This window comes from Streptosporangium sp. NPDC050148 (assembly GCF_055586505.1).
The window spans coordinates 125,483-151,319 of record NZ_JBVJIA010000009.1 but is presented as its reverse complement, the minus strand read 5'-3'; the positions used below and the strand labels follow the sequence as shown (position 1 = coordinate 151,319).

Here is a 25,837-nt window from a genome sequence, read left to right as displayed (position 1 = left end):
ACACGCCCCTCTCGTTCGCACGGCGGACGGGGCCGTCGGCCACGAGGGCCGCCCCCGCCGCTCCAGGTCGTTTCACAGCTGTCCTCTCAGCAGGTCGTCCTCGGTCTCCCGGCGGACGATCACGCGGGACACCCCGTCCTTGACCGCGACCACGGCGGGCTTGGGGAGGTAGTTGTAGTTGTTGGCCAGCGAGCGGCAGTACGCGCCGGTGCCGGCCACGGCGATCAGGTCGCCGGTGGCCAGGTCGGCCGGGAACCACAGGTCGCGCACGATCATGTCGCCGCTCTCGCAGTGCTTGCCGACCAGGCGGGAGAGCATCGGCCCGGCGGCGCTCTCCCGGGAGGCCAGGCGCGCGGTGTACTCGGCCCCGTACAGGGCGGTGCGGATGTTGTCGCTCATGCCGCCGTCGACGCTGACGTAGGTGCGCAGGCCCTCGACGTCCTTGATCGTGCCGACCTCGTAGAGCGTCACCCCGGCGAGCCCGGCGATGCCCCGGCCCGGCTCGACGGTGAGCCTGGGCACCGGCAGGCCGGCGGAGGCGGCCACCTTGGCGACGATCTCCCGCAGGCTGTCGGCGATCTCCTTGACGTCGGGCGCGACGTCGCCCTCGACGTACGGGATGCCGTACCCGCCGCCGAGGTCGAGCTCGGGCAGCACGACGTCGTGCTCGTCCTTGATCTGCACCAGCAGGGTGGCCAGGCGGCGCGCGGCCACCTCGAACCCCGCGGTGTCGGTGATCTGCGAGCCGATGTGCGAGTGCAGGCCGACCAGCTCCAGCTGGGGCAGGGCGAGGATCCGCCTGGCCGCCTCGGCCGCGGCGCCGCCGCTCAGCGAGAAGCCGAACTTCTGGTCGTCGTGGGCGGTCGCGATGAACTCGTGGGTGTGGGCCTCGACGCCCACGGTGACCCGGATCATCACCTTGGGGCGCGTGCCGTGCTTCTCGGCCAGGAAGCCCAGGCGGGCGATCTCCTCGAAGGAGTCGGCCACGATGTGCCCGACGCCCGCCTCGACGGCCCGCTCCAGCTCGGCGAGCGACTTGTTGTTGCCGTGCAGGGTGATCCGTTCGGCCAGGAACCCGACGCTGAGCGCGACGGCGAGCTCCCCTGAGCTGCACACGTCGAGGCCGAGGCCCTCCTGCATGATCCAGCGGGCCACCTCGCGGCACAGGAACGCCTTGCCCGCGTAGTGGACGTCACCGCCGGAGAACGCCTCGGCGTAGTCGCGGCAGCGGGAGCGGAAATCCTCCTCGTCCACCACGTAGAGCGGGCTGCCGTGCTCTGCGACCAGGTCCCTGACGTCCGCGCCGCCGATCGTGACCGCGCCGTCGGCGCGGCCGGACGTTCGCGGCCAGATGGCGGGATCGAGGGTGTTCAGGTCGGCGGGTGCGTGCGGAGGGCGCTCCTCGGGCAGCACTTCGGCATGCCGGTCACCGGCGGGATGGGCGAATCGACTCACCCGATCGAGGCTATCGGACCCGGTGATCCCCCTGAGACGATTGCCCACCCATCGAGACGGGATCGCCCGCCACCGCGCGAACTTTTTACGTTATTTGCCGATTTAGCGATATATTTTCGCGCCGGGGTCCGTCCGGAGGGCTCAGGAGACCTGGTCGGCCGGGGCGCCCCAGGTGTTGCAGGCGGCCACGCTGCCCTCCTGCTGGCCCCGCCGCATCCACTCGGCACCGCTGGCGCCAGAACCGTGCGAGCGCCGGTGGTCCGCCCGTACGTCGTCGTCGGCGCCGTCCTGGGGTCCGGCCAGGGCGCGCAGGCGCTCCAGCCGTCGCGGGGCCACCTGCCGCAGCGTCGCCGCGGCCAGGCAGTCCGCCTGGAGCTCCAGGCGTCGCGACCATGCCTCGTCGAACGCCTCGGAGCCGCGCCGGTCGGCCAGCCCGGTGACCTCCTGGACGTGGTGGGCGTACTCGTGCGCGAGCGTGAACATCATCGGGAAGACCTCGTCGTCCTCGATCAGCACGTTGACGACCCGGGAGTCCGGGCAGTAGATCCCGGCCCAGTCGTCGTCGCCGGTCCCGCACGCGGCCCGGGAGGCGGAGGTGACCAGCCGCACCTGCTCGGGCGGCTCGTACTCCATCCCGGCCCGGTTCAGGGTGGCCGTCCACATCCGGTCCAGGCAGCGGCCGAAGGCCCGGAGCGACGCCCCGGCGTCGGCGTCCAGGTCCTTCGGGAGCGTGGCGCAGCGGGCGTCGATCGGCTCGGCCCGCTCGTGCAGGCCGTGCGTCGCCGCCTGCGAGCGGGGCGAGCCGGGCGCGGTGCCGATCAGCTCCCGCACCTCGTCGCCGAAGTACGCGAGCCCGCCGAGGACGACGGCGAAGGCCAGCAGGACCGGCAGCGTCCTGCGCAGCGCCCGCCGGGCCGTACGCCCGGTCCCGGGCGGGGGCTCCCCGGAGCCGTCCATCGCGCCCCTTCCGCTCTTTCCGCTGTTCTCATGTCGATCAGGAGGATTCATTACATCCTGCCGGGGGCCGCCTCGCCAACGGCCGCCAGCGCCTCGGCCAGCACGTCCCGGACCGCGCGCGCCAGCCGCACCCGGGCGGCGTGCAGCGGAGAGGGCTCCTCGTCGCCCACCGGGAGCACCCCGGCCCCCTCGAACGCGTCGTGGTAGGCCAGGGCCAGCCGGAGGGCGTAGGCGGCCCACCCGGGGTCCCGGCTCGCCCTCCTGCCGTGCGCCTCGGCCAGCACCCTGAGCACGGCCCGGTCCAGGCGGCCGTCGAGCAGTTCCGGCACGAAGGGCCCGCCCACGCCCAGCTCCGCCGCCCAGCGCTGCACGGCGGCCGCCCGCACGTGCGCGTACCTGACCGCGAATCCGGGGTTGGCCCACGTCCGGGGCAGGTCCTCCCACGGGGAGGCGCCGGTGACCGCGGGGGCTCCGGCCGGGCCGATCCCGGTGACGAGCTCGCCCGGCACGGCCACCACGATCTCCAGGAACCCCCCCGGGCGCACCCGCACGTCCGAGACGCCGTCCAGCGTGCGCAGCCGCCCGGCCGTCGCCTCCGGGTCCCCGCAGGGGCCCGCGACGGGCGGGCAGAGGTAGACCGCCTCCCGGGCCCAGGTGCCCCGGGGGATCGGCGGCCGGCCGAGAAGCTCGTCGAGCCGGGCGGGCGTCATCCCGGCAGCCTAACCCCGGGCCCGGCGCCGCCCTCCCCCTCGGCACGGGACCGCCCGCCCCCTCGGTGACGGGGCCGCGCCAGGCCGGGCGCGACCCCGTACCGGGCGGACCGGCGACCCCGACCGGACCGACGTCGGCGACCCCGTACCGGACGGGCGCCGGGCGAGAACGCGCGGCCGGGCCGGGATCGCGGACGTCAGACCAGGGCGTGCGGCTCGGCCGGGCCGTAGTCGACGAGCTGGGCCGAGCCCAGCAGCCACCGGTCGCGGTCGCGCAGGCAGACGTAGCCGAAGCGGTCGGCGGAGAAGACCTTGACCCCGTCGGCGCGGCACTGGCGCATCAGCACCTCGGCCCAGCCGTCGGAGACGTCGGCGAACCCGATGCCGCGCAGCACCGTGCGGCGGGCCAGCAAGGTCGCCCCGGCCACGTCGGGCAGGTAGGAGTACTCGGCAGAGGGCTGGCGCAGCACGGTCGCGGCCACGTCGCGCAGGTGGGCGTAGTAGGCCGCCTTGCCGACGATGTCGGCGGTGGTGAACAGGAAGGCCCTGCTCAGGTCGGCCAGGTAGTGCTCGCCGTACCGGTCGCGGGCGTCCATGACGGCCACCAGGTCGCCCTGGCACAGGTCCAGCGCCCGGTCCAGCATGCCGCCCACGGTCAGGCCGGAGTCGGTACGGCGGACCGTGACGTCCACCCCGTCCGGCATGGCCTCGCGGGCCCGCCCCGGGGCGTCCGGGGCGTCCGAGAGCAGCACGAGCTGCACGACGCCCTTCTGCGGCGCGACCTGGGCCAGGGTGTGGTCGAGGTCCCCCCGGTCGATCATGATCACCGAGATGTTCAGGGTGGCCCGGCCGCTGGGCAGCCCGATCGCGTCCAGCAGGTCGTCGACCTTCTCGGTCATCGTCCCCGAGGCGTACGCCTGGCGCAGCGCCACGTGCGCGCGGACCGGGTCGGGCTCGGTGCCGATGGGCGTCCCGCAGGCGGCCAGCTCGGCCATCCGCCAGGGCTCGGTGCCCGCGGGACAGTCCACCGCGACCGGCCAGCGGTAGGAGGTGAGCACGTCGGGGTAGGACAGGTGCCCCGGGAGCAGCTCCTCCAGGGACAGCACCCGCCCGAACCGGTCCCCGGCCAGCGGCAGCGGGTTGTGCACCCGGGGCTGGACGGCGAACGGCAGGATGCCCAGCGAGGGCGCCCTGCGGCCGGGCTCGGGCTCGCGGGTCGCCAGCGCGGCGCCCCAGGACTTCACCGACGCCGGCAGCGCGGTCACCACGTGCTCGAACAGTCCGGCCGCGGGGGCGAGGTCGTCCACCTCTCCCCGGGTGTGCCAGAAGACCGTGCGGATGCCCCGCTGGGCGCACCAGGACAGCAGGGCGCGCAGTCCCTGCCCCGGCCGGCGCAGCTCCTCGGCCCACGGGCCCTCGGTCACCGACTCCACCAGCAGCAGGTGCGGCACCTCCGCGGCCAGCACCCGGGCGAAGTCGCGCGGTGTGAAGCCGGTGGTCTGGCGCCACTCGTAGCGCAGCAGCGCCTCGCCGTGCGGTTCGGCGATCACGGCCGCGGTCAGGTGCGGGCGGGTGTTCGGCCCGGTCGGGACGCGGAACGGCTTGAGCTTCACCGACCTGCCGCCGACGGTCCTGACCGAGCTGGTGGCCTGGAAGGACGCGCCGGGGGCGGCGGGCTTGTCGGCGGTCTTGCGCGGGACGGGCTGGCGCTTGGGGGCGGTCGGGCGCTTGGCCGGCTTGGCCGCGCCGCGCAGGCCCCGGGCCAGCCGTACCGGGTTGCTCTTCCCGGTCTTGATCGCGTCGCCGAGCCTGGACCAGCGGGCCACCTGCACCGACGACAGCTTCCACTTGGCCACCTCGGCCTGGTAGCGCTGCTCGGCGAGGTCCTTCCTGAGCTTCTCCTCGGCCGCGTTCGCGGCCTCCAGCCGTTCCTCGGTCTCGCTCAGCCGCTCCCGCAGCGCCCGCAGCTCCTCGGCCGCACGCTCCGCCTCGGCGACCCTGGCCTGCGCCGCGTCCAGCAGCCGGGCCAGTTCGGAGGCCCGCTCCGCGTGAGCCACCGCCTCGCGTAACGCCTGTCGTGTGCTTTCGAGTTGGTCGCCCGCCACGCCGTCCTCCGTTTTCTCAGCCGGCCGAAAGGATACCCTTTGGTCAATCGCGACATAGAGGAGTCAGCACGGTGCAGTGGCCGACGTTCAATGTGAGGCCGTACGTCTGCGGCGGCATCGGACACCTCGACGAGGCCGTCCTGGAGACGCTGCGCGGGGCCGGGCCGCGGGTCACGCCCGCCCTCCGGGAGCCGGGCGCGGCCCTGTTCAGCTCCTCGCCGCTGCCGCCCTACCGGCGCGACGAGCGCACCTGGGCCTTCGCCTGGGGCGAGCGCACCCCCGAGGGCACGGCGCCCTGGATCACCGTGGCGGAGACCTACGAGACGCCCGGCCTGATCGGCGACGGCGAGCGGGTCGTCCTGCACGCCGGCGGCCTGGGCCTGGTGGACGTCTACCACCTGGAGCGCGACGGGGCGGTCTACTTCTCCTCCCTGCTGGAGCCGCTGCTCGCCCTCGCGCGCGGCCCGCACGAGGTGAACTGGGAGGCCTGGGCCTCGATCATCCGGCTGACCTTCCCGCTGCGCGACGACACCCCCTACGCCGGGGTGCGGCGGCTGGCCGGGTCCGGCGCGCTGGTCTGGGACCGGGCGAGCGGCCGGATCTCGGCCGAGCGGATGCTGCCCCGCTGGCTGCGCGAGGAGCCCTACGAGGCCGGGCGGACGGCCGGGGAGATCCTGGAGATCCTGCACGAGGTCTACAAGGAGTTCGACGGGCGCCCGCTGCTGGTGCCGGTCAGCGGCGGCTACGACTCGCGGCTGCTCTGCTCGGTCGCGGTGGCGCGCGGGGCCGACGTGGAGTCGTGGACGACCAGTCCCGACGACGGCACCGACACCGACATCGTCTTCGCCAGGGCGATCACCCGCGAGCTGGGCGTGCGCCACCGGGTGATCCCCCAGGACGCCGCCGCCTACCCCGACGACGCGCTGGCCGCGGCGCGGCGGCTGGAGTTCCTCACCCCGCACCACGCCTGGTACACCCCGTTCGCCCGCGAGGTGCACCGGTCGGGCCGGACCCTCGTCGACGGGCTGGCCGGAGGGCCGCTGCTGAAGAACTTCATGGTCAGCGGGGCCGCGCTGGAGGCCACCACGCAGGCCGAGCGCAAGGCCGCGCTGCTCGGCTCGCTGACGCTGGGACCGGCCTCGGTGCCGTTCCTGTCCGAGCAGGCCGAGTCCTGGATCGCCGACGCGGTCGAGCGGGCCTTCACGCAGTCGACCGCCGTGCTCAACGGCCACCGGGCCGAGCTGCCGCTGTCGGTCCTGCACACCCGGACCGCGCGGGGCATCGCCCGCTCCCCGGTCAACCTGGTCGGCCCCGAGGCGTCGTTCGCGGCGCCGTTCCTGCACCCGGAGTTCTTCGACGCCGCGCTCTCGGTCGGCGTGCACCGCAAGGCCGCCGGGCGCTTCTACCGCGAGCTGCTGCACGCGGCCGACCCCCGGGTGGCCGCGCTGCCCTCCACCAACGTGGTCAAGCAGCCGCTCCAGCGGGTCCCGCTGCGCTCGGCCGCCGCGCCCGCCCGGCGGTACGGCCACCGGATGCTCGGCCTCGTCGCCGAGACGGTGCCCTCATTGCTGTCGGAGCACCTGCTCGCCGCCCTCGCCGAGGGCCCGGACGCGCTGGCCCGCTTCCACGGCTGGAACGACCGCTTCTGGGTGCGGAGCCTGGTGCTGTTCGGCGCCTGGATCGGCGACCACCGCGACCACCTGGACGATCTCTCCCCGCCCTGGGCCTGAGCCTCCCGCGATCGGGCGTCCCCGGGCGGCGGCCCAGGTGGGCGCCGTGCGGCGTGCCATGTTTCCGGCAGGAGAACACTGAGCGACGCGGCGATTACGCGGCCTCGGCACGGCCCCCGGGAGGATTCCGCGCCAGAGGGCCGATCGACCATGCCAAGAGGGCTTCCGGACGTTCGGCCGGCTGGTAGTGTTCGGCCCAGAAAGCGCCAGAACGGATGGACCAGAATCACAAATTCGGTCTGTCCAAGGGCACGGAGCTCGTGGGGATGACGGCTCCCGCCGGCGCGGTCACCAAACATCATCAGCCGGAGCATCCGGTGACTTCGTCCTGCCTCCATCACCGTGAGCGAGAACACGATGAACGCATCCCCCCTTTTCCATGCCTCCGAGTCCGTGGCCGAGGACTTCGTCTCGGCGGACCCGCAGTGGTACAAGCGCGCCGTCTTCTACGAGGTGCTGGTCCGCGGGTTCAAGGACTCCAACGGCGACGGTACGGGTGACCTGCGCGGTCTCATCGAGAAGCTGGACTACGTCCAGTGGCTCGGCGTCGACTGCCTGTGGCTGCTGCCGCTGTACGAGTCCCCCCTGCGCGACGGCGGCTACGACATCTCCGACTACATGAAGATCCTGCCGGACTTCGGCGACCTCGGGGACTTCGTGCAGCTGATCGAGTCGGCGCACCGGCGGGGCCTGCGCATCATCACCGACCTGGTGATGAACCACACCAGCGACAGGCACCCGTGGTTCCAGGCCTCCCGGCACGACCCCGAGGGCCCGTACGGGGACTTCTACGTCTGGTCCGACGACCCCACCGGCTACCCGGACGCGCCGATCATCTTCGTCGGCGCCGAGGAGTCGAACTGGACCTACGACCCGGTCCGCAAGCAGTACTACTGGCACCGGTTCTTCCACCACCAGCCGGACCTGAACTACGAGAACCCCGCGGTCCAGGAGGCCATGCTGGAGGTCCTGCGGTTCTGGCTGGACCTCGGCATCGACGGCTTCCGCCTGGACGCGGTCCCCTACCTGTTCGAGCGGGAGGGCACCAGCTGCTCGGGGCTGCCGGAGACCCACGCGTACCTGAAGAAGATCCGCGCCGAGGTCGACCGGCTCTACCCCGACCGGGTGCTGCTGGCCGAGGCCAACGGCTGGCCCGAGGACGTGGTGGAGTACTTCGGCGACCCCGCGACCGGGGGCGACGAGTGCCACATGGCGTTCCACTTCCCGCTGATGCCGCGCATCTTCATGGGGGTGCGCCGGGGCAGCCGCGAGCCGATCTCCGAGATCATGTCGCGGACCCCCAAGCTCCCCGACAGCGCCCAGTGGGGCATCTTCCTCCGCAACCACGACGAGCTGACGCTCGAGACGGTGACCGAGGAGGAGCGCGACTACATGCACGCCGAGTACGCCAAGGACCCGAGGATGCGGGCCTACCTGGGCATCCGGCGTCGCCTCGCGCCCCTGCTGGAGAACGACCGCGACCAGATCGAGCTGTTCACGGCGCTGCTGCTGTCGCTGCCGGGCTCCCCGGTCATGTACTACGGCGACGAGATCGGCATGGGCGACAACATCTGGCTGGAGGACCGCGACGCGGTCCGCACCCCGATGCAGTGGAGCCCCGACCGCAACGCCGGCTTCTCCAGGGCCGACCCGGGCCGCCTGTACCTGCCCGCCGTGATGGACCCGATCTACGGCTACCAGGCGGTCAACGTCGAGGCCCAGCAGAAGAACCCGGCCTCGCTGCTGCACTTCACCAGGAACATGCTGGCGATCCGCCGGAACCACCCGGTCTTCGGGACCGGCGTCTACAACGAGCTGTGGTCCAGCAACCCGGCGGTGCTCAGCTTCGTCCGCGAGGACGGGGACGACCTGATGCTCTGCGTCAACAACCTGTCGAAGTTCCCGCAGCCGGTCGAGCTGGACCTGCGCCGCTTCCTGGGCATGACCCCGGTGGAGGCCAGGGGCGGGGTGCGCTTCCCCGAGGTGGGCACCCTGCCGTACCTGCTGACCCTGCCCGGTCACGGCTTCTACTGGTTCTCGCTGACGTTCTGAGCGGCACCCCAGGGCCCGGGGAGACCCCCGGGCCCTGTCGCCTGCCCGGAGGCCGTACGGGATCCCGCAGCCGTGCGGGACCGGCCGGATCCGCGGGACTAGCGGGCGGTGACCGGGACCTGCGCGCGGGCCGCGCGGCCCGCCGGGATGAGGGTCACCAGCAGGGAGGCGCCGACCGCGACGAGCACCGCGACGGCGAGCGTCATGGCCGAGGGCGTACGGCCGATACCGGCCCCGACGCCGCTGGTGTGGCCCTGGAGGTCGATCAGCCCGCCGACCACCGAGGCCCCGGCCACGGTGCCCGCGACCACGCCCAGCACGATCAGCAGGCCGGTCCCGGTGACCAGGGTCGCGGCCACCTGCCGGGGCGTCAGGCCCATGGCCTTGAGCACCGCCAGGTCGAAGGCGTGGTCGCGCAGGCCCAGGGCGCCGGCGGTGAGCAGGTTGGCCAGGCCCAGCAGGGCGAGCACCGCGATCAGCGCCACGATCACCACCCGGATGACGGCGAGCCGCTCGGCCGGGTTGACCACCCGCGCCACCTCCAGCGTCTCGCCCGAGGCGGCCAGCAGCCGCGCCCGGACCGTGGCCGGGTCGGCGCCCTGCCTGAGCACCAGGCTGTAGAACTGCGGCGGCACCGCGTCCTTGGCCGGGAGGCTGTCGATCCCTAGGGAGAGCACCTCCCCGTCGTGGTCGGGCTCCACCACCCGGCCGACCAGGTGCACGATCAGCGGGGTGCCGCCGACGGTCAGCCTGACCCGGTCGCCGATGCTCACGTCCAGCAGGTCCAGCAGCCCCTGCCCGGCGACGGCCTCGCCCCGGGCGGCGAACATCCGGCCCTCCACGACCGAGAAGGGGTACGGGTCGGCCGAGGTGCCCACGGCGCGCGCCAGCACGCTCCTGGTCTGCTCCGGCTCCAGCGCGGGCACCTCGGCGCCCGGGTGGGCGGCCAGCACGTCGGGGTCGGCCCTGGCGATCCGCACGGCCTCGGCGGCCGGGACCTTGGCGGGCCGCACCACGAGCGCGGCGGCCTGGCCGACCCGCTCGGGGTGGCGCAGGAAGTCGTCCAGGGTGCTCCAGCAGCCGAGCGCGATGGTGATCATCATCATCGGGATCGCCACCCCGAAGATGCTCAGAAAGGCCGGGAGCCTGCGGGTGAACGCGTCCCGGCTGCCCAGGACGAGGGCGGGCGGCAGCCGCGCGAGGAGCGCCAGCCGGGCCAGCCGGGACAGGTGGCCCCTGGGCGGCGCGGCCGGGGCCGCGGGCACCGGCGGGGTCCGGCCGCCGCGCCAGGCCGGCAGCGCGACGGCCACCAGGACCACCGCGGCGGTGCCGCCGGCGATGGCCAGCAGCGGGACCGGCGAGAGCGGCGGGATCGGCACGCCGTCCAGCACGAACGAGGCGGCGACCTGGCCGCAGACCAGCCCGATGGCGATGCCGACCGCCCCGAGCGCGCCGTGCTCGACCATCAGGACGGCGAAGACCTGGCCGCGGGTGTAGCCGAGGGACTTCAGGGTGGCGATGTCACGGGTCTGGGTGAGCACCCGGCCGCCCACCGCGTTGGCGATGGCCAGGGCCGCGGCGACCAGCCCGGTGACGCCGAACAGGGCCAGCAGCAGGCCGAGCAGCCGGTTGTCCAGCTCCATCGAGGCGCGTACCTCGCGCCAGGTGGACATCCGCTGGATCTGCCCGTCCAGCAGGGTGACGGCGCCGTGCACGGCGGGCAGGGTGGCCTCGCCGTCGGCCAGGCGCAGCCCGGTGACGGACTCGCTGCGGCCCAGGGCCGGCTCGACCCTGGCCAGCGCCGACGGGAGCGTCCAGGCCAGGCCCGGCGTCCACTCGGGGTAGAAGCCCTGCTCGGCGCTGTCGGCCAGGCCGACCACGATGAGCGGGTGGGTGGCGCCGTTGAGCGCGGTCACCGGGAAGGGCGCGCCGACCCGCAGGCCGAGCGCCCTGGCGAAGGAACGCTCGACGATCACCCCGTCGGTGTCGCCGGAGCGGAGCGTGCGCCCCTCGCGGATCAGCGGGGCGGCGACCCGCGGGGGCGCCGACGACGTCTCCCGCAGGGCCACCGGGGACTTCTTGCCGTTCAGGGTGAGGGTGACCGGCGCCGACCGGTAGGGGCCGGCGACCTCGACCACGCCCGGCAGCCGCGACAGCGCGGTCGTGTCGGGGGCCTCCCCGGTGTGGATCCACACGTGCGCGCCCCTGGACTCGGCGAACAGCGCCCGCCAGGGGTTGGTGCCGTCCTCCAGCAGGGTCGCGGAGGTGATCAGCGCCGTGACGATACCGGCCACGGCCAGCACCGTCAGCAGCGTCTGCCCCCGGCGCGCCCGCAGGTCGGCCCGGACCCACCTGACCGAGGCGCGGACGGTGCTCACCGCGCCCCCGCGGGGCGCGCGGGCACCGGGGCACGTACGGGAGCCTGAGCACGCACGGGGGCAGGGCTCATGAGGAGCGCGGGGCGCACGGGGAGCGCGGGCGGCCCGGCCCGGAGAGGCACCGGTCAGCCCCTCAGCTCGACGACGTCGCCCGCGCCGCCCCTGGGTCGGCGCCGGACCAGTCCCGCGCCGCCGTCGTCGACGATCTGGCCGTCCAGCAGGGAGACCACCCGGTCGGCCAGGCTGGCCACCCTGGCGTCGTGGGTGACCAGGATGACGGTCTGGCCGTCGCGGTGCACCTCGCCGAGCAGGCGCAGCACGTCGCGGGTGTTGCGGCTGTCGAGGTTGCCGGTGGGCTCGTCGGCGAGCAGCAGGCTCGGCTCGTTGGCCAGCGCGCGGGCCAGCGCGACCCGCTGCTGCTCGCCACCGGCGAGCTGGGAGGGCGCGGCGTCGGCGCGGTCGGTCAGGCCGAGCTCGCCCAGCAGGTGCTCGCGGCGCCTGCGGGCCTCACGCGCGGAGACCCCGGCCAGCAGCGCGGGCAGCTCGACGTTGTCGGCCACGGTCATGTTGGCGACCAGGTTGAAGAACTGGAAGACGAAGCCGATCTTCCGCCTGCGCAGCAGCGCCCAGGCGCTCTCGCCCAGCGTGTCGGCCCGCTGGCCGTCCAGCCAGATCTCCCCGCTGGTGCGGCTCTCCAGGCCGCCGAGCATGTGCACCAGGGTGGACTTGCCCGAGCCGGACGGTCCCATGATCGCGACGAACTCCCCCGCGGCCACCCGCAGGTCGACCCCGCGCACGGCGGGCACCGGCACCCCGCCGTCCTGGTAGATCTTCACGAGATTGACGGTGTCGACCACGGGAGGGACGTCGACCGCGGAAGGGGTCACCTCAGGTCCTCCTGGCAGCGCTCGAGCCAGTCGAGGTCGGCCTGGAGGTGGAGCATGGCCCCCTCGACGAGCAGCAGCGCGACCTGGTTGGCCGGGTCGGTCCGCTCGGCGAGCTCGTTGAGGTCACGCATCAGTCCGAGGTAGTGACGTCGCTGGCGATTGATCATCGCTGTTCTGTCGGCGATTCCGGTCGTCGGGGCCAGCACGAGCTTCATGAAGAACTCGTCCCGGACCCTGGGCCCTTCCGAGGGCTCGTCCACCCACGTGCCGAGCGCCTCGCGGCCCTCCGCCGTCAGGTGGTAGACCTTCTTGTTCGGCCGGTTGGACTGCTCGACGCCCACGGCGCGCACCAGGCCGTCCTTCTCCAGGCGGCCGAGCGTGACGTAGATCTGCCCGATGTTCGGTGAAGGGTAGGCGCTGCCGAAGATCTGTTCAAGTGCCTGTTTCAGCTCGTACCCGTGGGCAGGTTCCTTCGCGAGGAGCGCCAGCAGCGTCAGCCGCACGCCCCACCTCCTCGGAAGCTCGTTACGTGAGCGTTACGTGTCCATCCGTTGACGCTGATGTTATCGCTATGCATAACATGCATGCATCTACCTAACACGTATGTAACCAACTGGAAATCAGGAGGTCATGATGCGCCGATTCATCCCCGTCGCGCTCACCATGATCCTTCTGAGCGGATGCTCGGCGGCCGACGCGCAGCCCACCGACCGTTTCGGCGGGAGCGGCCCGTTCACCCTGGTGATCGGGCGCGACACCACCGCGTACCTGCAGCCGCTGCTCGACCGGTGGAACCAGGCGCACCCCGAGGAGCGGGCGACCCTGCTCGAACTCCCCGAGGCGGCCGACGAGCAGCGCGCGCAGATGGTCGCCAACCTCCAGGCGAAGAGCGACCGCTACGACGTGCTCGGGCTGGACGTGGTCTGGACGGCGGAGTTCGCCGACGCGGGCTGGATCCTGCCGCTGGAGCGGGGCACGTTCCCGCTCGGCCGGTTCCTGCCCCCGGTCGTCGACACCGCCGTCTACCGGGGCAAGCTCTGGGCGGTGCCGTACACCAGCAACGCCGGGCTGCTCTACTACCGGAAGGACCTGCTGGCCAAGCACAAGTTCTCCCCGCCGAAGACCTGGAAGGAGCTTCGCGAGCAGGCACGCGCCCTGCACGCCAAGCACCGGATCGGCGGGTACGCAGGGCAGTTCCTGGCGTACGAGGGCCTGACCGTCAACTTCACCGAGGCCGTGCAGTCGGCCGGCGGGCAGATCCTCAGCCCCGACGGCACCAAGGTGACCATGGACGTGGCCAAGGCCACGTCCGGGCTCAACTTCCTGGTGAACGGCTTCCGCGAGGGGTGGATCCCCGTGGAGTCGCTCACCTACAAGGAGGAGGAGTCCAGGTTGGCCTTCCAGGAGGGCAGGCTGGCCTTCGCCAGGAACTGGCCGCACGCGTACGGACCGGCCACCGCCTCGTCCGTCGCGGACCGCTTCGCGGTCACCCGGCTGCCCGGCCCGAACGGGCCGGGCACCGGGGCCCTGGGCGGGTACAACCTCGCGGTCAGCGCGTTCTCCAAGCGGCAGAAGTCGGCCGTGGAGTTCATCCGCTACTTCACCAGCCTGGAGAACCAGCGCCGGGTGCTCACCGAGGGCTCGTTCCCGCCCGTGTGGGCCGAGCTGTACGACGACCCCGAACTGATCAAACGGTTCCCCTACCTGCCGGTCCTGAAGCAGAGCATCCTGTCGGCTCGGCCCAGGCCCGCCAGTGCCAACTACGAACAGGTGAGCCTGGCGATCGCCAGTGCGGTCTCCAACGCGCTCACCCCGCCCTTCGAGGAGGCCGGCGACGACGTCGTCGCCTCCATGAAAAGCCAGCTCGACGAGATCATCCGAGGCCGGTGACGCCGGGACGCCCCGGTACGGCACCGCCTCCGAGCACGTCGAACGAAAAACGTCACACCGAATACATCTCAATTCGTACGACCGTTCCCGTCCCGGCAGCTCCCCCGCCGGTGGGAACGCCATATCCAGGAGGTCTGTCCAGCATGCGCAAAACCATCCCCGCGGTGACCACGGCGGGACTGGCGCTGGCTCTCGCCGCGTGTGGCGGCGGGTCGTCGACCCCGGCCGCGTCCCCCGCAGCGAGCGGCGGCTCCTCCGCGCCGGCCGCCGCGGCCAAGACCCTCGAAGGCGTGACCGTCGAGGTCGCCGCCAAGTGGACCGGCGCCGAGCAGGAGAACTTCCAGCAGGTGCTCAAGGCGTTCGAGGCGAAGACCGGTGCCAAGGTCACCTACGCCTCCACCGGTGAGGACACCGGCGCCTACCTCGGCCCGCGCATCCAGGGCGGCAACCCGCCGGACATCGCGATCCTGCCCCAGCCCGGCCTGGTGGGCCAGTACGCCGACCAGAAGGCGCTCAAGCCGCTGACCCCCGAGGTCCTGGCGCAGATCGACCAGAACTACACCCCGTACTGGAAGGAGCTCGGCTCGGCCGGCGGCCAGTCCTACGGCGTGCTGGTGAAGGCGGCCCACAAGTCGCTCATCTGGTACCGCGACCAGGCCTTCCAGGACGCCGGCGCGCAGCCCCCGGCCACCTGGGACGACCTGATCAAGACCGCCCAGACCGTCGCCGACTCCGGCACCCCGCCGTTCTCGCTCTGCGGCGCCTCCGGCTGGACGCTGACCGACCTGTTCGAGAACGTCTACCTGTCCACCGCGGGCCCGGAGAACTACACCAAGCTCTCCAAGCACGAGATCCCGTGGACCGACCCCAGCGTCACCACCGCGCTGGAGAAGATCGCCCAGCTCGTCGGCAAGAAGGAGTTCCTGCTCGGCGGCTCCGCCGGCGCCCTGCAGACCGACTTCCCGACCTGCGTGACCCAGGTCTACGGCCAGGACAAGTCGGCGATGGTCATCGAGGCGGACTTCGTGGGCGTCACGGCCGAGCAGTCGGGCGCCAAGCTCGGCGAGGAGGCCAAGTACTTCCCGTTCCCCAAGGCCGGTGACACCGCCCCGGTCGTGCTGGGCGGCGACATCGCGGTGGCGCTGAAGGACTCCAAGGGCGCGATGGCGCTGCTGGAGTTCCTCGCCTCCAAGGAGGGCGGCGAGGTCTGGGCGAAGCTGCCCGGCTACCTGTCCCCCAACCGCAACGTCTCCCCGGACAACTACCCCGACGAGCTGACCAAGAAGCTCGCCGAGACGATCATCGCGGCCGGTGAGACCGTCCGCTACGACATGTCCGACCTCGCGCCCAGCGCCTTCGGCGGCACCGACGGCAAGGCCGAGTGGAAGCACCTGCAGGACTTCGTCCGCGACCCCTCCGACATCAAGGGCATCCAGGCCAAGCTCGAGGCCGACGCCAAGAAGGCCTGGAAGTAGGGGAGAGCGGCCGTGACCGAACGGTTAGACGGCCCGCAGGGCCCGCGCGGCGGCGGCGACGCCGCCCGCGGTCCCTCCTCCGGACCGAACGACATCCCGCCGGACGACTCCTCGTCGCCGGCCTCCGACACCGCCCCCGGGGCCCCGGGGTCCCCGGCCCTGGGGACGGCGGCCCCCGGGACCACCACCGCCGAGGCCACCGCCTCCGAGGGCGCGGTCTCCGGGTCCACCGGCACGACCGAGCGGTCCGGCCACCCGGCCGTACCGGAGGCGACCGCGGGGCCCGAGCTCGCCCCGGCGGGGCCCGCCGCCCCGACGGTTATCCCCGCCGGGGCCTCCCGGCTGGGACCGCCGCCCCGGCTGGCGCTGTGGTTCCTGCTGCCGGGCGCGCTGGTGCTCGGGGTGATGGTGATCTACCCGATCATCTACTCCATCTTCCGCAGCCTCTACGACGCAAGCGGCAACACCTTCGTCGGGGCGGACAACTACGCGACGATCTTCAGTGACTCCAGCACCCTGACCACGATCAGGAACAACCTGATCTGGGTCCTGGTGGCCCCGGCCCTGGTCACCGTGATCGGCCTGATCTTCGCGGTGCTGACCGAGCGGATCCGCTGGGCGACCGCGTTCAAGCTGATCGTGTTCATGCCGATGGCCGTCTCCCTGATGGCCTCGGGCGTCATCTTCCGCCTGGTCTACGAGCAGGACCCCGACCGGGGCGTGGCCAACGCCGTGGCCACCACGGTGACCGGCTTCTTCGGCTCCGGCCAGACCTACCCCGACGCCCGCGCCCGGCAGAACGACCAGGCGCCCGTCGTCACCCAGCAGGGCGCGGTGGTGACCAGGCAGCCCGTCAAGCCCGGGCAGCCGGTGCTCATCCCGCTGGTGGGCGTGAAGCCCGCCGACGTGGCCTCGGCCGCGACGGCGAAGGCCGCGCAGCCCGCCTCCGGCGAGCTGGCCGGGACCGTCTGGGTGGACTTCACCCAGGGCGGCGGTGGCGCGCTCAACCAGGTGGACGCCACCGAGAAGGCCCTGTCCGGGGTGACGGTCGAGGCGGTGCAGAACGGCGCCGTCAAGGCCACCGCCACCACCGAGGCCGACGGGACCTTCCGCTTCGGCGGGCTCGCTCCGGGCGACTACCAGGTACGGCTGCCGCAGTCGAACTTCCAGGCCGCCTTCAACGGCATCCCCTGGCTGGGCCCGGCGCTGATCACTCCGGCGATCATCGGCGCGTTCATCTGGGTGTGGGCCGGGTTCGCCATGGTGCTGATCGCGGCCGGCCTCGCGGCCATCCCGCGCGACGCGCTGGAGGCGGCCCGCATCGACGGCGCCACCGAGTGGCAGGTGTTCCGGAAGATCACCGTTCCGCTGCTCTCCCCGGTGCTCCTGGTGGTGTTCGTGACGATGATCATCAACACCCTGAAGGTGTTCGACCTGGTCTTCGTCATCGCCCCGGGATCGGTGCAGCCACAGGCCAACGTGATCGCGCTGGAGATGTGGCGGGTCTCGTTCGGCGGGGGCAGCAACCAGGGGCTGGGCAGCGCGCTGGCCATCTTCCTGCTGATCCTCGTCCTGCCCTTCATGATTCTCAACATCCGCCGGTTCCGGAGGGACAACCAGTGACGACCTCCACTCTCGGCGCCCCGCGGCGCGGCGCCCTCGGCAGGATCGTGGACCGGATCGGCGGCGGTGTGGTCCAGGCGGTCCTGGTGGTGATCGGCCTGTTCTGGCTGGTCCCCACGCTGGGCCTGTTCGTCGTCTCGATCCGCAATGAGACGGCCAACAACTCCACCGGCTGGTGGACGGTGTTCACCAAGCCGGCCGAGCTCACCCTGAAGAACTACTCCGACCTGCTGGCCACCGGGTTCACCGCGTCGTTCTGGAACACCGTGTTCATCACGGTGCCCTCGACCGTCCTGGTGATCGGCATCGCGGCCATGGCGGCGTACGCGTTCGCCTGGATGGAGTTCCCCGGCAGGGACGCCCTGTTCCTGGTCGTGGTCGGCCTGCTGGTGGTGCCGACCCAGATCGCGCTGATCCCGATCGCCAAGCTCTACGGATCGGCCGGGATCTTCGGTTCCATCGTCAGCGTGGTGCTCTTCCACGTGGCGTTCGGCCTCCCCTTCGCCATCTTCCTGCTCCGTAACTTCTTCGCGGGCATCTCGCGCTCGCTGCTGGAGGCGGCGCGGATGGACGGCGCCGGGGAGTGGAAGATCTTCTCGACCGTGGTGTTCCCGCTGGCCAAGCCCGCGATCGCCTCGCTCGGCATCTTCCAGTTCCTCTGGGTGTGGAACGACCTGCTCGTCTCGCTGGTCTTCGCCAACCCCGAGAACCAGCCGATGACCAAGGCTCTTCAATCGCAAATGCGGCAATTCGGGACCAACGTGGACATTCTTGCGCCGGGTGCATTCCTGTCGCTGATCATCCCGTTGATCCTTTTCTTCGCCTTCCAGCGCTACTTCGTTCAGGGGATGATGGCTGGTTCGGTGAAATAGATAACAGGGGCAGGCCCGGTACGGCGCGCGTCGATTCGACGGGGTGCGCCGTACCGGACCTCAAACCTCGATAGGGTCCACCCATGGCCGCACGTCCCTTGAACGAAGTCGTGGAAGCCGGGTGGGCCAAGGCCCTCGAACCCGTCTCCGAGAAGGTCGCCGAAATGGGCGAGTTCCTGCGGAGGGAGGTGGCCGAGGGCAGGCAGTACCTCCCCTCCGGGCCCAATGTGCTCCGCGCCTTCCAGCAGCCCTTCGACCAGGTGAAGGTCCTGATCGTGGGGCAGGACCCCTACCCCACCCCGGGTCACCCGATCGGCCTGAGCTTCTCCGTCGCGGCGGACGTGAAGCCCATCCCGGGCAGTCTGCGCAACATCTACAAGGAGCTCACCGAGGACCTCGGGCTCCCGATGCCGAGCAACGGCGACCTGACCCCCTGGACCGAGCAGGGCGTGCTCCTGCTGAACAGGGTGCTCACCGTCATGCCGGGCAAGCCCGCCTCGCACCGGGGCAAGGGCTGGGAGGAGATCACCGCGCGGGCCATCGAGGCCCTCGTCGCGCGCGGCACGCCCCTGGTGTCGATCCTGTGGGGCCGCGACGCCCGCACCCTGCGCCCGATGCTCGGCGACCTGCCCGCCGTCGAGTCGGCCCACCCGAGCCCCCTGTCCGCGCGCAGCGGTTTCTTCGGCTCCCGCCCGTTCAGCAGAACGAACGACCTTCTCCGGCAACAGGGCGCGACCCCCGTGGAGTGGAAGCTCCCCTAGGCGGGTCCGCCCCTCTCCAGGCACTAGGATTTCCACCATGAGTGATGAATCGGGCACCGAACGCTATCTGCGTCTTACCGTTGAGCTGACCGTGGAGGTGCAGGACATCGCCGCCCTGCAGGCCGCCGCGCTGAAAGAGGTCAACCACCCTGACGCCGATCTGGACGACGACGAGCGCAAGGAGCAGGCCGAGCTGGTCTCCTCCGACGAGACCGGCGCCACCGCGCTGCAGTGGCTGATCGAGCCGGACCACGTGCTGGGACTGATCGAGCATGTGGACCAGATCGAGCCCCGTGAGGCCGTGCTGGGTGTCGAGCCCTCGGACGGCCCCTCGGACGAGGACGACGACGAGGACGACCACCAGCACTGACGCCCCGCCCTCGACGACCTTCCCCCTGGCCGCCCTGCCGGTGGGTGGCCCTCCCCGCCGGCGCCCCGCGGGGAGGGCCGCTCGCCGGCAGGGCTTTTTCACGGGCCTTCCGCGCGGCCGGGGCCTCTCCCCGGGCCTTCCGGCCGGTCCGTCCTGGCGGGCCCTCCGGTCAGTCCATGGACACCAGCGGCGGCGGGTAGCCCGGCACCGGCGCCGGGAGCCGCCACGGCTCGTGGATCATCCGCTTCGGCACGGCGCGCAGCTCGGGGACGTACCGGCGGACGTACTCGCCGTCCGGGTCGTAGCGCCTGGCCTGGCGGATGTGGTTGACGGGCCGGTTGGGACGGGTGTCGTTGCCGGTCCCGGCGACCCACTGCCAGTTGCCGTAGTTGTTGGCCACGTCACCGTCGAGCAGGTGCTCGAAGAAGTGGTCGCCCCCGACGCGCCAGTCGACGCCGAGCCGCCTCACCAGGAACGAGCCCGTGATCAGCCGGGCCCGGTTGTGCATCCAGCCCTCGGTGAGCATCTGCCGCATGCCGGCGTCCACGATCGGGACGCCGGTCATGCCCTCCTTCCACGCCTGCGCCGCCTGCTCGTCACCGCGCCACTCGTTCCCGCGCGGGCGGTAGTCGTCCCGGTCCATGCGCGGGAAGGCCCGCGTCACCTGGTAGAAGAAGTCGCGCCAGCACAGTTGCCTGACGAAGGCCGCGACCTCGCCCGCGGCCCGGGCGTACGCGGCCTCCCGCGGGTCCCCGGCGTCCTCGGGACGCGCGTTCCCCGAGGGGTCGGCCTCCCCGGCGGGGTCGGCGTCCCCGGCGAGACCGACCATCCCGGCGGACCCGGCGGACCCGGTGGCTCCGGCGGCCCACATGTTCCCGGCCTCCCGGGCCAGCGACTCCAGCTCCAGCGGTGAGATGCAGCCGAGGCGCAGATACGGGCTGAGCCTGGACGTGCGGTTGCCGGCCATGTCGTCGTGGCCGTCGGTGTACTCCCGCACGCAGTGCCTCAGCCACTGCTCCATCCTGCGGCGGCCGACCGTCTCGCCGCCGGTGAACAGCTCGTAGGTCCGGCACTCCGGCTCGGGCAGGGGGCCCGCGAACAGGCTCCGTGGAACGGGCACCGTCCCCGGGGCCTTGAGCACCTCCCGCCGCGGGCGCCCGCTCCAGGCCCTCCAGTAGGGCGTGAAGACCCGGTAGTGGTCCCCTCCGCCCGAGGGGCGCAGGGCGTCCGGTGGGACGACCGTCAGGCCCGGGAACAGCCGGTACTCCATCCGGGCGCGCTCGCACTCCTCGGCCAGCCTGCGCTGGCGCAGGCGCGCGAAGGTGCTGACGTCCAGGCTCGCGTAGACGGCGTCCGCCCCCAGCTCCCCGGCCAGGCGCATCGTCTCGGCGACCGTGTCGCCCCGGCGGACGGCCAGCTCGCCGCCGCGTTCACGAAGTGACTCCCGCAGGTCGGCCAGGCACTGTGACAGGAAGCCCCACCGGTTGCCCGACGGCACGGCGGGGTCGGCCACGAAGAGCGGTACGACATGACGTGCGCGCTCGCACGCCGCGGCGAGCGCCGGGTGGTCGTGCACCCGGAGGTCGCGGCTGAACAGAACGATCACCGTATCGGTCACGTTTTCCTTTCGGCCGGTCACGCTGGGTCGGTTGCATCCAGCAGAGCCCGCATCTCGAAGGAACGTTCAGGGAGCGACCGCTCCCGTCGCCTGTCACTCTTGGTATTGCGATGACGGGCCGGAAATGAGATGAGATGGACGAGCAGCGTCAGGTGGAGATCGATGAGGAACCGGGCTATGGCATCGGAGCCGTCGCACGGCGCCTCGGCGTACCCGCCCCCACGCTGCGGACCTGGAACCTACGCTACGGCCTGGGTCCGAGCCGCCGGAGCCCGGGGGGGCACCGCCGCTACGACGCCCGTGACCTGTGGCGCCTGGAGGAGATGAACCGGCTCATCAAGAGCGGCGTCCCCGCGGCCGACGCGGCCCGCGAGGTGCTGAGGATCGAGATCGTCCCCGAGGCGCGGGCCGAGCCCGCCCCCGGCTCCGGGACCGCACCGGAGCCCGGTCCGAGGCGGCCGTCCCCGGAGCGCGTCCCCTCCCCCGCGGCCGGGCGGCAGGACGCCCCGGCGGTGCCGACCGTGGCGATGCTGGCGCGGGCGGCGGCGGCGCTGGATAGCCGGACGGTGCACGACTGGCTCGGCGCGGCGCTGGCCAGGCACGGCGTGCCGTGGACCTGGGAGCGGCTGGTGATCCCGGTCTTCGAGACGATCTGCAGGCTCCAGCAGGAGAGCTCCGCCGGGGTCGAGGTCGAGCACCTGTTCTCCGACCGGCTGCTGGCCTCCCTGATCGGGCTCACCGAGCGTCCGGCCCGGCCGGTCAACGTCCGTCCCGTCCTGCTCGCCTGCGCCCAGGACGACCAGCACAGCCTGCCGATCTACGCGCTGGCCGCGGCCCTGACCACCGAGCACCGGGTCGAGACGCGGGTGCTGGGCTCCCGCACCCCCTACCCCGCGCTGGCGGACGCGATGCGCCGCCTGGGGCCCTCGGTGGTCTTCGTCTGGTCCCAGCTCCCGGCCACCGGCGATCCCGCCCCGCTCGCGTCGCTGCCCGCGCTCCGCCCGCCGAGCCGGATCATCGCCGGGGGCGTCGGCTGGCAGGAGGGGCTGCCCGCGTCGATCCCGCACGTCACCTCGTTCGAGGACGCGATCACCCGCGTCCTGGCCGCCCTGGACTGACCCCGCCCTCCCGGTGCGTCCCGGAAACGTCACCCGTCCCGGGCCCGGCCTCCCGCGTCCCGGGACGCCCCCACCCCCTCCCACCGGTCCCGGACGGCCTCGGCGCCCGGTCCCCGGCGTGACACCGCCCTCTCCTCGGGCGTCCCGTCCACGCCCCCACCGGCCCTGGACGGCCTCCGCACCCGGTTTCCGGCATCTCGTCCCCGTCCTCACCCCGTGGGGTGAACGTCTCACGACCGGTCGTCCCCGCCGCTTGCGATCACGCCCACCGAGCGAGTATGAATAAGTTTTGAGTAGCTTATCTCGGTAAGGGAGTCATCATGACAGACACCTTGAACATTCGCTTCGCCGCCGGCGACGACATGGCGCTCGCCGAGTGCTTCCGTGTTCACGGCTCCCTGGTGCGCTCCTACCTGCGGCGCTTCGTACCGCCACAGGAGATCGACGATCTCCAGCAGATCGTGTTCGCCGAGGTCTGGCGCTCACGGCATCGTTTCGACCCGTCACGCAGCCTGCCCGCCTGGATGCTCGGGATCGCCCACAAGCGTGCGGTCGACCACCTGCGGATGCGCACCCTGCGCACGGTGCCGCTGGACGTGCTGGCGGACCCGGCGGGCGACGACGGCCGGGTGGACGGGGACGGCATGGCCGAGCGCGACCAGGTGCAGCGGGCGCTGGCCGAGCTGCCCGCGCCCCAGCGCCAGGCCATCGAGCTGGCCTACTACGCGGACCTGACCCAGCGGGAGATCGCCGAGAGGCTGAGCGTCCCCCTCGGCACGGTCAAGGCCCGTACGGCCCGTGGCCTGCGCCGCCTGTCCGGCATACTCACCGCGGCCGCCGCATGAACGGCCGGTCCACCCCCGCGCGGACGCCCCAGGCCGGGACCACCGCGACCACCGGAGCCGAGGAAGCGGCCGTCAGGCCGAGGATCGCGGTCTCCAGCTGCCTCATGGGAGAGCCCGTCCGGTTCAACGGCGGCCACAGCCGCGACCGCTTCCTCGGCGACGAGCTCGACGCCCACGTGGACTGGGTGCACGTCTGCCCGGAGATGGAGATCGGCCTCGGCTCGCCGCGCGAGACCCTCCGCCTGGAGAACTCACCGGACGGCCCGCGCCTGGTCACCCGCAAGACCCGGATCGACCTCACCGACCGGATGACCGCCCTGGCCGCCGAGCGGGCGCGCACCCTGGACGAGGTCGACGGCTACGTCCTCAAGTCCAAGAGCCCCAGCTGCGGTGTGCACGGCATCCCCCTGTACGCCCACGACCCGGAGGGCGTCACCTCGACCTGGGGTGACGGCAACGGGCGCAGGAGCGGCAACCGGAACCCGGTCGTGCACCGGCGGGGCCGGGGCGTGTTCGCGGCCGTCGTCCTGGAGACCCACCCGCTGCTGCCGGTGGAGGAGGAGGGACGGCTCAACGACGCCCTGCTCCGCGAGACCTTCGTGGAACGGATCTTCGCCCACGCCCGGCTCCGCGCCCTGCTGCAGAGCGACTGGCGGCCCCGGGACCTGGTGGCCTTCCACGCGCGGCACAAGATGCAGCTGCTCGCCCACCATCCCACGGCCTACCGGGAGGCCGGGCGGCTGGTCGCCCAGGCGGGCGTACTTCCCCGCGAGAAGCTGGCCGGCGACTACGCGCGCTCCTTCGCCACGGCGTTCACCGCCAAGGCCGGAATCGGCCGCAACGTCAACGTCCTGCAGCACTGCGTGGGCATGCTGAGCGAGGCGCTCGACCCGGCCCGCCGGGCCGACCTCGCCGAGGTCATCGCCGCCTACCGGGCCGGCCGGGTGTCGCTGAGCGTCCCCACCACCCTGATCCGCCACCACGCCCGGGGCGAGGCCTCCGAGTACGTGCGCGACCAGACCTACTTCGCCCCGTACCCGGAGGGGCTCCGGCTTCGCAACCACGTGCCCGCCTGAACTTCCGGCCATCGCGACGCCTGCCCACGAACCCGGGCGCGGGGGCCTTCGCGGCGGCCGGGAAGACCGCGACCACGGGAAGGCCGGGCTCCCGCGAGGGAGGGGCCACCGGTCCGCCTCACCGGGCACGAGGAGACGGACGGCGGAGGACTCCCGGCGTCCCGGGGAACGCGCGGCACGCCGGGGTGCCGGTCGGGGCGCCCTAGGAGCGTGCTTCGCTCCGGGACGCGTCCCGGCGCACCATCTCGTCGATCCAGACGGGCGCGAACGGGGACGTGCAGCCCGGGGGGGTCGGGTAGTCCTTGAGCACCTCCAGGCGCTCACCGATGTCGATCGCGCGGGCGCGGTGTTCCGCGTGCTCGATCCCGATCTGAGCCAGGCAGTGGTTCATCGCCCACTGCAGGCGGTCCGGGGCGTCCTTCATCCGCGCCTCGACGACGTCCAGCAGTCCCGGCAGGTCGAGGCCCTCGGGCCGCTTCGCCACGCGCTCGACGGTCAGCGCCCATCCCGCGCTCGCGACGACCGGGTCCGGATCGGCCGACCAGGCCAGGCGCAGTTCCTCGGCGTGCGGGCCCTTCTTCACCACGTAGTTCACGAGCCAGTCGTGCACCTTGGGCGCGCGCGCCTCGCGCAACATGGCGTCCAGCTCGTCGCGCCCGAACGCCTTCGGGCGGCAGGTCAGGATCGCCAGCAGCCTCGCCGCGGTGTCTCCCGTCTCCCAGAGCCGGCACGCGAGTTCCTGCTGGGTCTTCAGCCGCTTCGCGATCGCGCGCAGCTTGCCGAGGTTCACACCGTGATCGTCACCGTGTCTCTCGTTCACCTCGCGCATTCTCGGGTTCTCGAGCTCGGCCAGCTCGGCCATCACCTCGGCCACCGTCATCCCGGCCACCTCAGCCTTCCGTCCGTCACAGGTGGGATGCAGCCTACGGCGGAAGGCCGCCTCCCGTCGCACCCGCCGGTCCGGCGGCCATCGGCACGGGACGCCGCGTCCTCGCCCGTTCGAGCGGTTCGCGGCACCGCCGTCCTCGTACGGACGGGGTGAGGGCAGGATTCTCAGTTCGGCGGGGTCAGGTCGGTGAAGGCCTCGCAGTTCCGCGGCCAGGCCGGGTCCGACAGCGTTCCCGGGGTGGGCCGTACGAGGCAGGTCGTGTGGGAGACCATGCCGGTCGCGTTCAGCACCGTGACGTAGAGGTCGGTGGCGTCACTGTCCAGTGCCACCTGGGTCACGTCGCCGGGGTATCCCGGCACCGACATGACGCCGTGCCAGGGCGGGTTCGTGCGCGGGTCCCGGATCGACGTCGTCCCGTTGCCCAGGACGAGCGCGGTGAACCGGGCCACGTCGTTGAGGGAGGTGGCGACGCTCCCGCCCGACCGCACGTTCAGGACGGCGGCACCCGCGGGTCCCGGCGGACCTGCGGGTCCCACCGGGCCCACGGGACCCGCAGGCCCGGCCGGGCCGGCCGGGCCCGCAGGACCGGTCGGACCCGCGGGCCCCTGCTGCCCTGCCGGCCCCTGCTGCCCGATCGGGCCGGTGGGGCCCGTCTGCCCTGTCTGGCCGGGCTGCCCCGCCGGACCGGGCTGGCCGGGCTGTCCCGGCTGACCGGCCGGACCCTGCTGTCCCGCGGGCCCCTGCTGCCCGGTCGGACCGGCGGGACCGGTCTGCCCGGTCTGTCCTGTCTGGCCGGGCTGACCGGCGGGGCCCTGCTGGCCGGGCTGCCCCGGCTGGCCCGCCGGACCTTGCTGACCGGTCGCGCCGGTGGGACCGGTCTGTCCTGTCTGACCGGGTTGACCGGGCTGTCCCGCGGGGCCCTGCTGGCCGGCCGGACCGATCAGGCCCCGGGGCCCGGTGAGACCTCTCTGGCCCGTCGCACCCGTCGCCCCTCTCTGCCCCGTCGCACCCGTCTGTCCTCTCGGC

General features: G+C 72.6%; 21 protein-coding genes. 11 read left to right on the top strand and 10 right to left on the bottom strand.

Going from position 1 to position 25,837, the window contains the following annotated elements; all coding sequences use genetic code 11:
• Positions 1-72: 72 nt before the first annotated feature.
• The 4 genes from lysA to ACZ6RT_RS12725 form a co-directional block, all read right to left on the bottom strand.
• A complete protein-coding gene (gene lysA / locus ACZ6RT_RS12740) occupies positions 73-1,455 on the bottom strand; it encodes a diaminopimelate decarboxylase (RefSeq protein WP_470153496.1) in 1,383 nt (460 codons plus the stop codon).
• Positions 1,456-1,596: 141 nt separating this feature from the next.
• Positions 1,597-2,463 (bottom strand): neutral zinc metallopeptidase, encoded by an 867-nt coding sequence (locus tag ACZ6RT_RS12735; protein ID WP_399187533.1) that lies wholly within the window; start codon positions 2,461-2,463, stop codon positions 1,597-1,599.
• Positions 2,463-3,122, bottom strand: a complete 660-nt coding sequence (locus ACZ6RT_RS12730) for an anticodon-binding protein (protein ID WP_470153494.1) — start codon at positions 3,120-3,122, stop codon at positions 2,463-2,465. The genes ACZ6RT_RS12735 and ACZ6RT_RS12730 overlap by 1 nt, the downstream gene beginning before the upstream one ends.
• Positions 3,123-3,319: 197 nt before the next feature.
• A complete protein-coding gene (locus tag ACZ6RT_RS12725) occupies positions 3,320-5,227 on the bottom strand; it encodes a hypothetical protein (RefSeq protein ID WP_399187537.1) in 1,908 nt (635 codons plus the stop codon).
• 71 nt (positions 5,228-5,298) lie between these two features.
• Between ACZ6RT_RS12725 and ACZ6RT_RS12720 the strand changes: the two genes are divergently transcribed.
• On the top strand, positions 5,299-6,957 hold the full coding sequence (locus ACZ6RT_RS12720) for an asparagine synthetase B family protein (protein WP_470153492.1): 1,659 nt from the start codon (positions 5,299-5,301) through the stop codon (positions 6,955-6,957).
• A gap of 357 nt (positions 6,958-7,314) precedes the next feature.
• Positions 7,315-9,009, top strand: coding sequence for a maltose alpha-D-glucosyltransferase (gene treS / locus ACZ6RT_RS12715; RefSeq protein ID WP_399187541.1), 1,695 nt, complete (start codon positions 7,315-7,317; stop codon positions 9,007-9,009).
• A gap of 98 nt (positions 9,010-9,107) precedes the next feature.
• Here the strand turns inward: treS and ACZ6RT_RS12710 are convergent, their stop codons facing one another.
• From ACZ6RT_RS12710 to ACZ6RT_RS12700, 3 genes are all read right to left on the bottom strand, one after another.
• On the bottom strand, positions 9,108-11,387 hold the full coding sequence (locus ACZ6RT_RS12710) for an ABC transporter permease (RefSeq protein ID WP_470153489.1): 2,280 nt from the start codon (positions 11,385-11,387) through the stop codon (positions 9,108-9,110).
• A 125-nt stretch (positions 11,388-11,512) separates the two neighbouring features.
• The gene (locus tag ACZ6RT_RS12705) at positions 11,513-12,274 is read right to left on the bottom strand and encodes an ABC transporter ATP-binding protein (RefSeq protein ID WP_399187544.1); all 762 of its coding nucleotides are present in this window, start codon (positions 12,272-12,274) and stop codon (positions 11,513-11,515) included.
• Positions 12,271-12,777 (bottom strand): PadR family transcriptional regulator, encoded by a 507-nt coding sequence (locus ACZ6RT_RS12700; protein ID WP_344888722.1) that lies wholly within the window; start codon positions 12,775-12,777, stop codon positions 12,271-12,273. The genes ACZ6RT_RS12705 and ACZ6RT_RS12700 overlap by 4 nt, the downstream gene beginning before the upstream one ends.
• A gap of 127 nt (positions 12,778-12,904) precedes the next feature.
• Between ACZ6RT_RS12700 and ACZ6RT_RS12695 the strand changes: the two genes are divergently transcribed.
• The 6 genes from ACZ6RT_RS12695 to ACZ6RT_RS12670 all read left to right on the top strand — a co-directional run bounded on the left by ACZ6RT_RS12695 (position 12,905) and on the right by ACZ6RT_RS12670 (position 19,265).
• Complete coding sequence (locus ACZ6RT_RS12695) at positions 12,905-14,164, top strand: ABC transporter substrate-binding protein (protein ID WP_399187547.1); 1,260 nt, start codon at positions 12,905-12,907, stop codon at positions 14,162-14,164.
• Positions 14,165-14,307: 143 nt separating this feature from the next.
• Positions 14,308-15,639 carry an ABC transporter substrate-binding protein gene (locus ACZ6RT_RS12690; RefSeq protein ID WP_470153486.1) on the top strand — a complete coding sequence of 444 codons (1,332 nt, stop codon included), beginning with the start codon at positions 14,308-14,310 and terminating at the stop codon, positions 15,637-15,639.
• 12 nt (positions 15,640-15,651) lie between these two features.
• On the top strand, positions 15,652-17,262 hold the full coding sequence (locus ACZ6RT_RS12685) for an ABC transporter permease subunit (RefSeq protein WP_399187551.1): 1,611 nt from the start codon (positions 15,652-15,654) through the stop codon (positions 17,260-17,262).
• Complete coding sequence (locus tag ACZ6RT_RS12680; RefSeq protein WP_399187552.1) at positions 17,259-18,134, top strand: carbohydrate ABC transporter permease; 876 nt, start codon at positions 17,259-17,261, stop codon at positions 18,132-18,134. Before ACZ6RT_RS12685 ends, ACZ6RT_RS12680 begins: the two co-directional genes overlap by 4 nt.
• 83 nt (positions 18,135-18,217) lie before the next feature.
• Complete coding sequence (locus ACZ6RT_RS12675) at positions 18,218-18,895, top strand: uracil-DNA glycosylase (RefSeq protein WP_399187554.1); 678 nt, start codon at positions 18,218-18,220, stop codon at positions 18,893-18,895.
• A 37-nt stretch (positions 18,896-18,932) separates the two neighbouring features.
• A complete protein-coding gene (locus ACZ6RT_RS12670) occupies positions 18,933-19,265 on the top strand; it encodes a hypothetical protein (RefSeq protein WP_344888737.1) in 333 nt (110 codons plus the stop codon).
• Between the two features lie 169 nt (positions 19,266-19,434).
• Here the strand turns inward: ACZ6RT_RS12670 and ACZ6RT_RS12665 are convergent, their stop codons facing one another.
• Entirely contained in the window at positions 19,435-20,883 is a 1,449-nt protein-coding gene (locus ACZ6RT_RS12665) for a cryptochrome/photolyase family protein (protein ID WP_470153484.1), read from the bottom strand.
• Positions 20,884-21,017: 134 nt separating this feature from the next.
• Between ACZ6RT_RS12665 and ACZ6RT_RS12660 the strand changes: the two genes are divergently transcribed.
• The 3 genes from ACZ6RT_RS12660 to ACZ6RT_RS12650 all read left to right on the top strand — a co-directional run bounded on the left by ACZ6RT_RS12660 (position 21,018) and on the right by ACZ6RT_RS12650 (position 23,922).
• Positions 21,018-22,001, top strand: coding sequence for a MerR family transcriptional regulator (locus ACZ6RT_RS12660; RefSeq protein WP_399187559.1), 984 nt, complete (start codon positions 21,018-21,020; stop codon positions 21,999-22,001).
• Between the two features lie 320 nt (positions 22,002-22,321).
• The gene (locus ACZ6RT_RS12655) at positions 22,322-22,846 is read left to right on the top strand and encodes an RNA polymerase sigma factor (protein WP_399187561.1); all 525 of its coding nucleotides are present in this window, start codon (positions 22,322-22,324) and stop codon (positions 22,844-22,846) included.
• Positions 22,843-23,922: a YbgA family protein gene (locus ACZ6RT_RS12650; protein ID WP_470153481.1), complete on the top strand. Its 1,080-nt coding sequence runs from the start codon at positions 22,843-22,845 to the stop codon at positions 23,920-23,922. The genes ACZ6RT_RS12655 and ACZ6RT_RS12650 overlap by 4 nt, the downstream gene beginning before the upstream one ends.
• A gap of 202 nt (positions 23,923-24,124) precedes the next feature.
• On the opposite strand, the gene ACZ6RT_RS12645 is transcribed toward ACZ6RT_RS12650, so the two are convergent.
• Positions 24,125-24,802, bottom strand: a complete 678-nt coding sequence (locus ACZ6RT_RS12645) for a DNA alkylation repair protein (RefSeq protein WP_470153479.1) — start codon at positions 24,800-24,802, stop codon at positions 24,125-24,127.
• Between the two features lie 173 nt (positions 24,803-24,975).
• Positions 24,976-25,347 carry a hypothetical protein gene (locus ACZ6RT_RS12640; protein WP_470153477.1) on the bottom strand — a complete coding sequence of 124 codons (372 nt, stop codon included), beginning with the start codon at positions 25,345-25,347 and terminating at the stop codon, positions 24,976-24,978.
• Between the last annotated feature and the right edge of the window lie 490 nt (positions 25,348-25,837).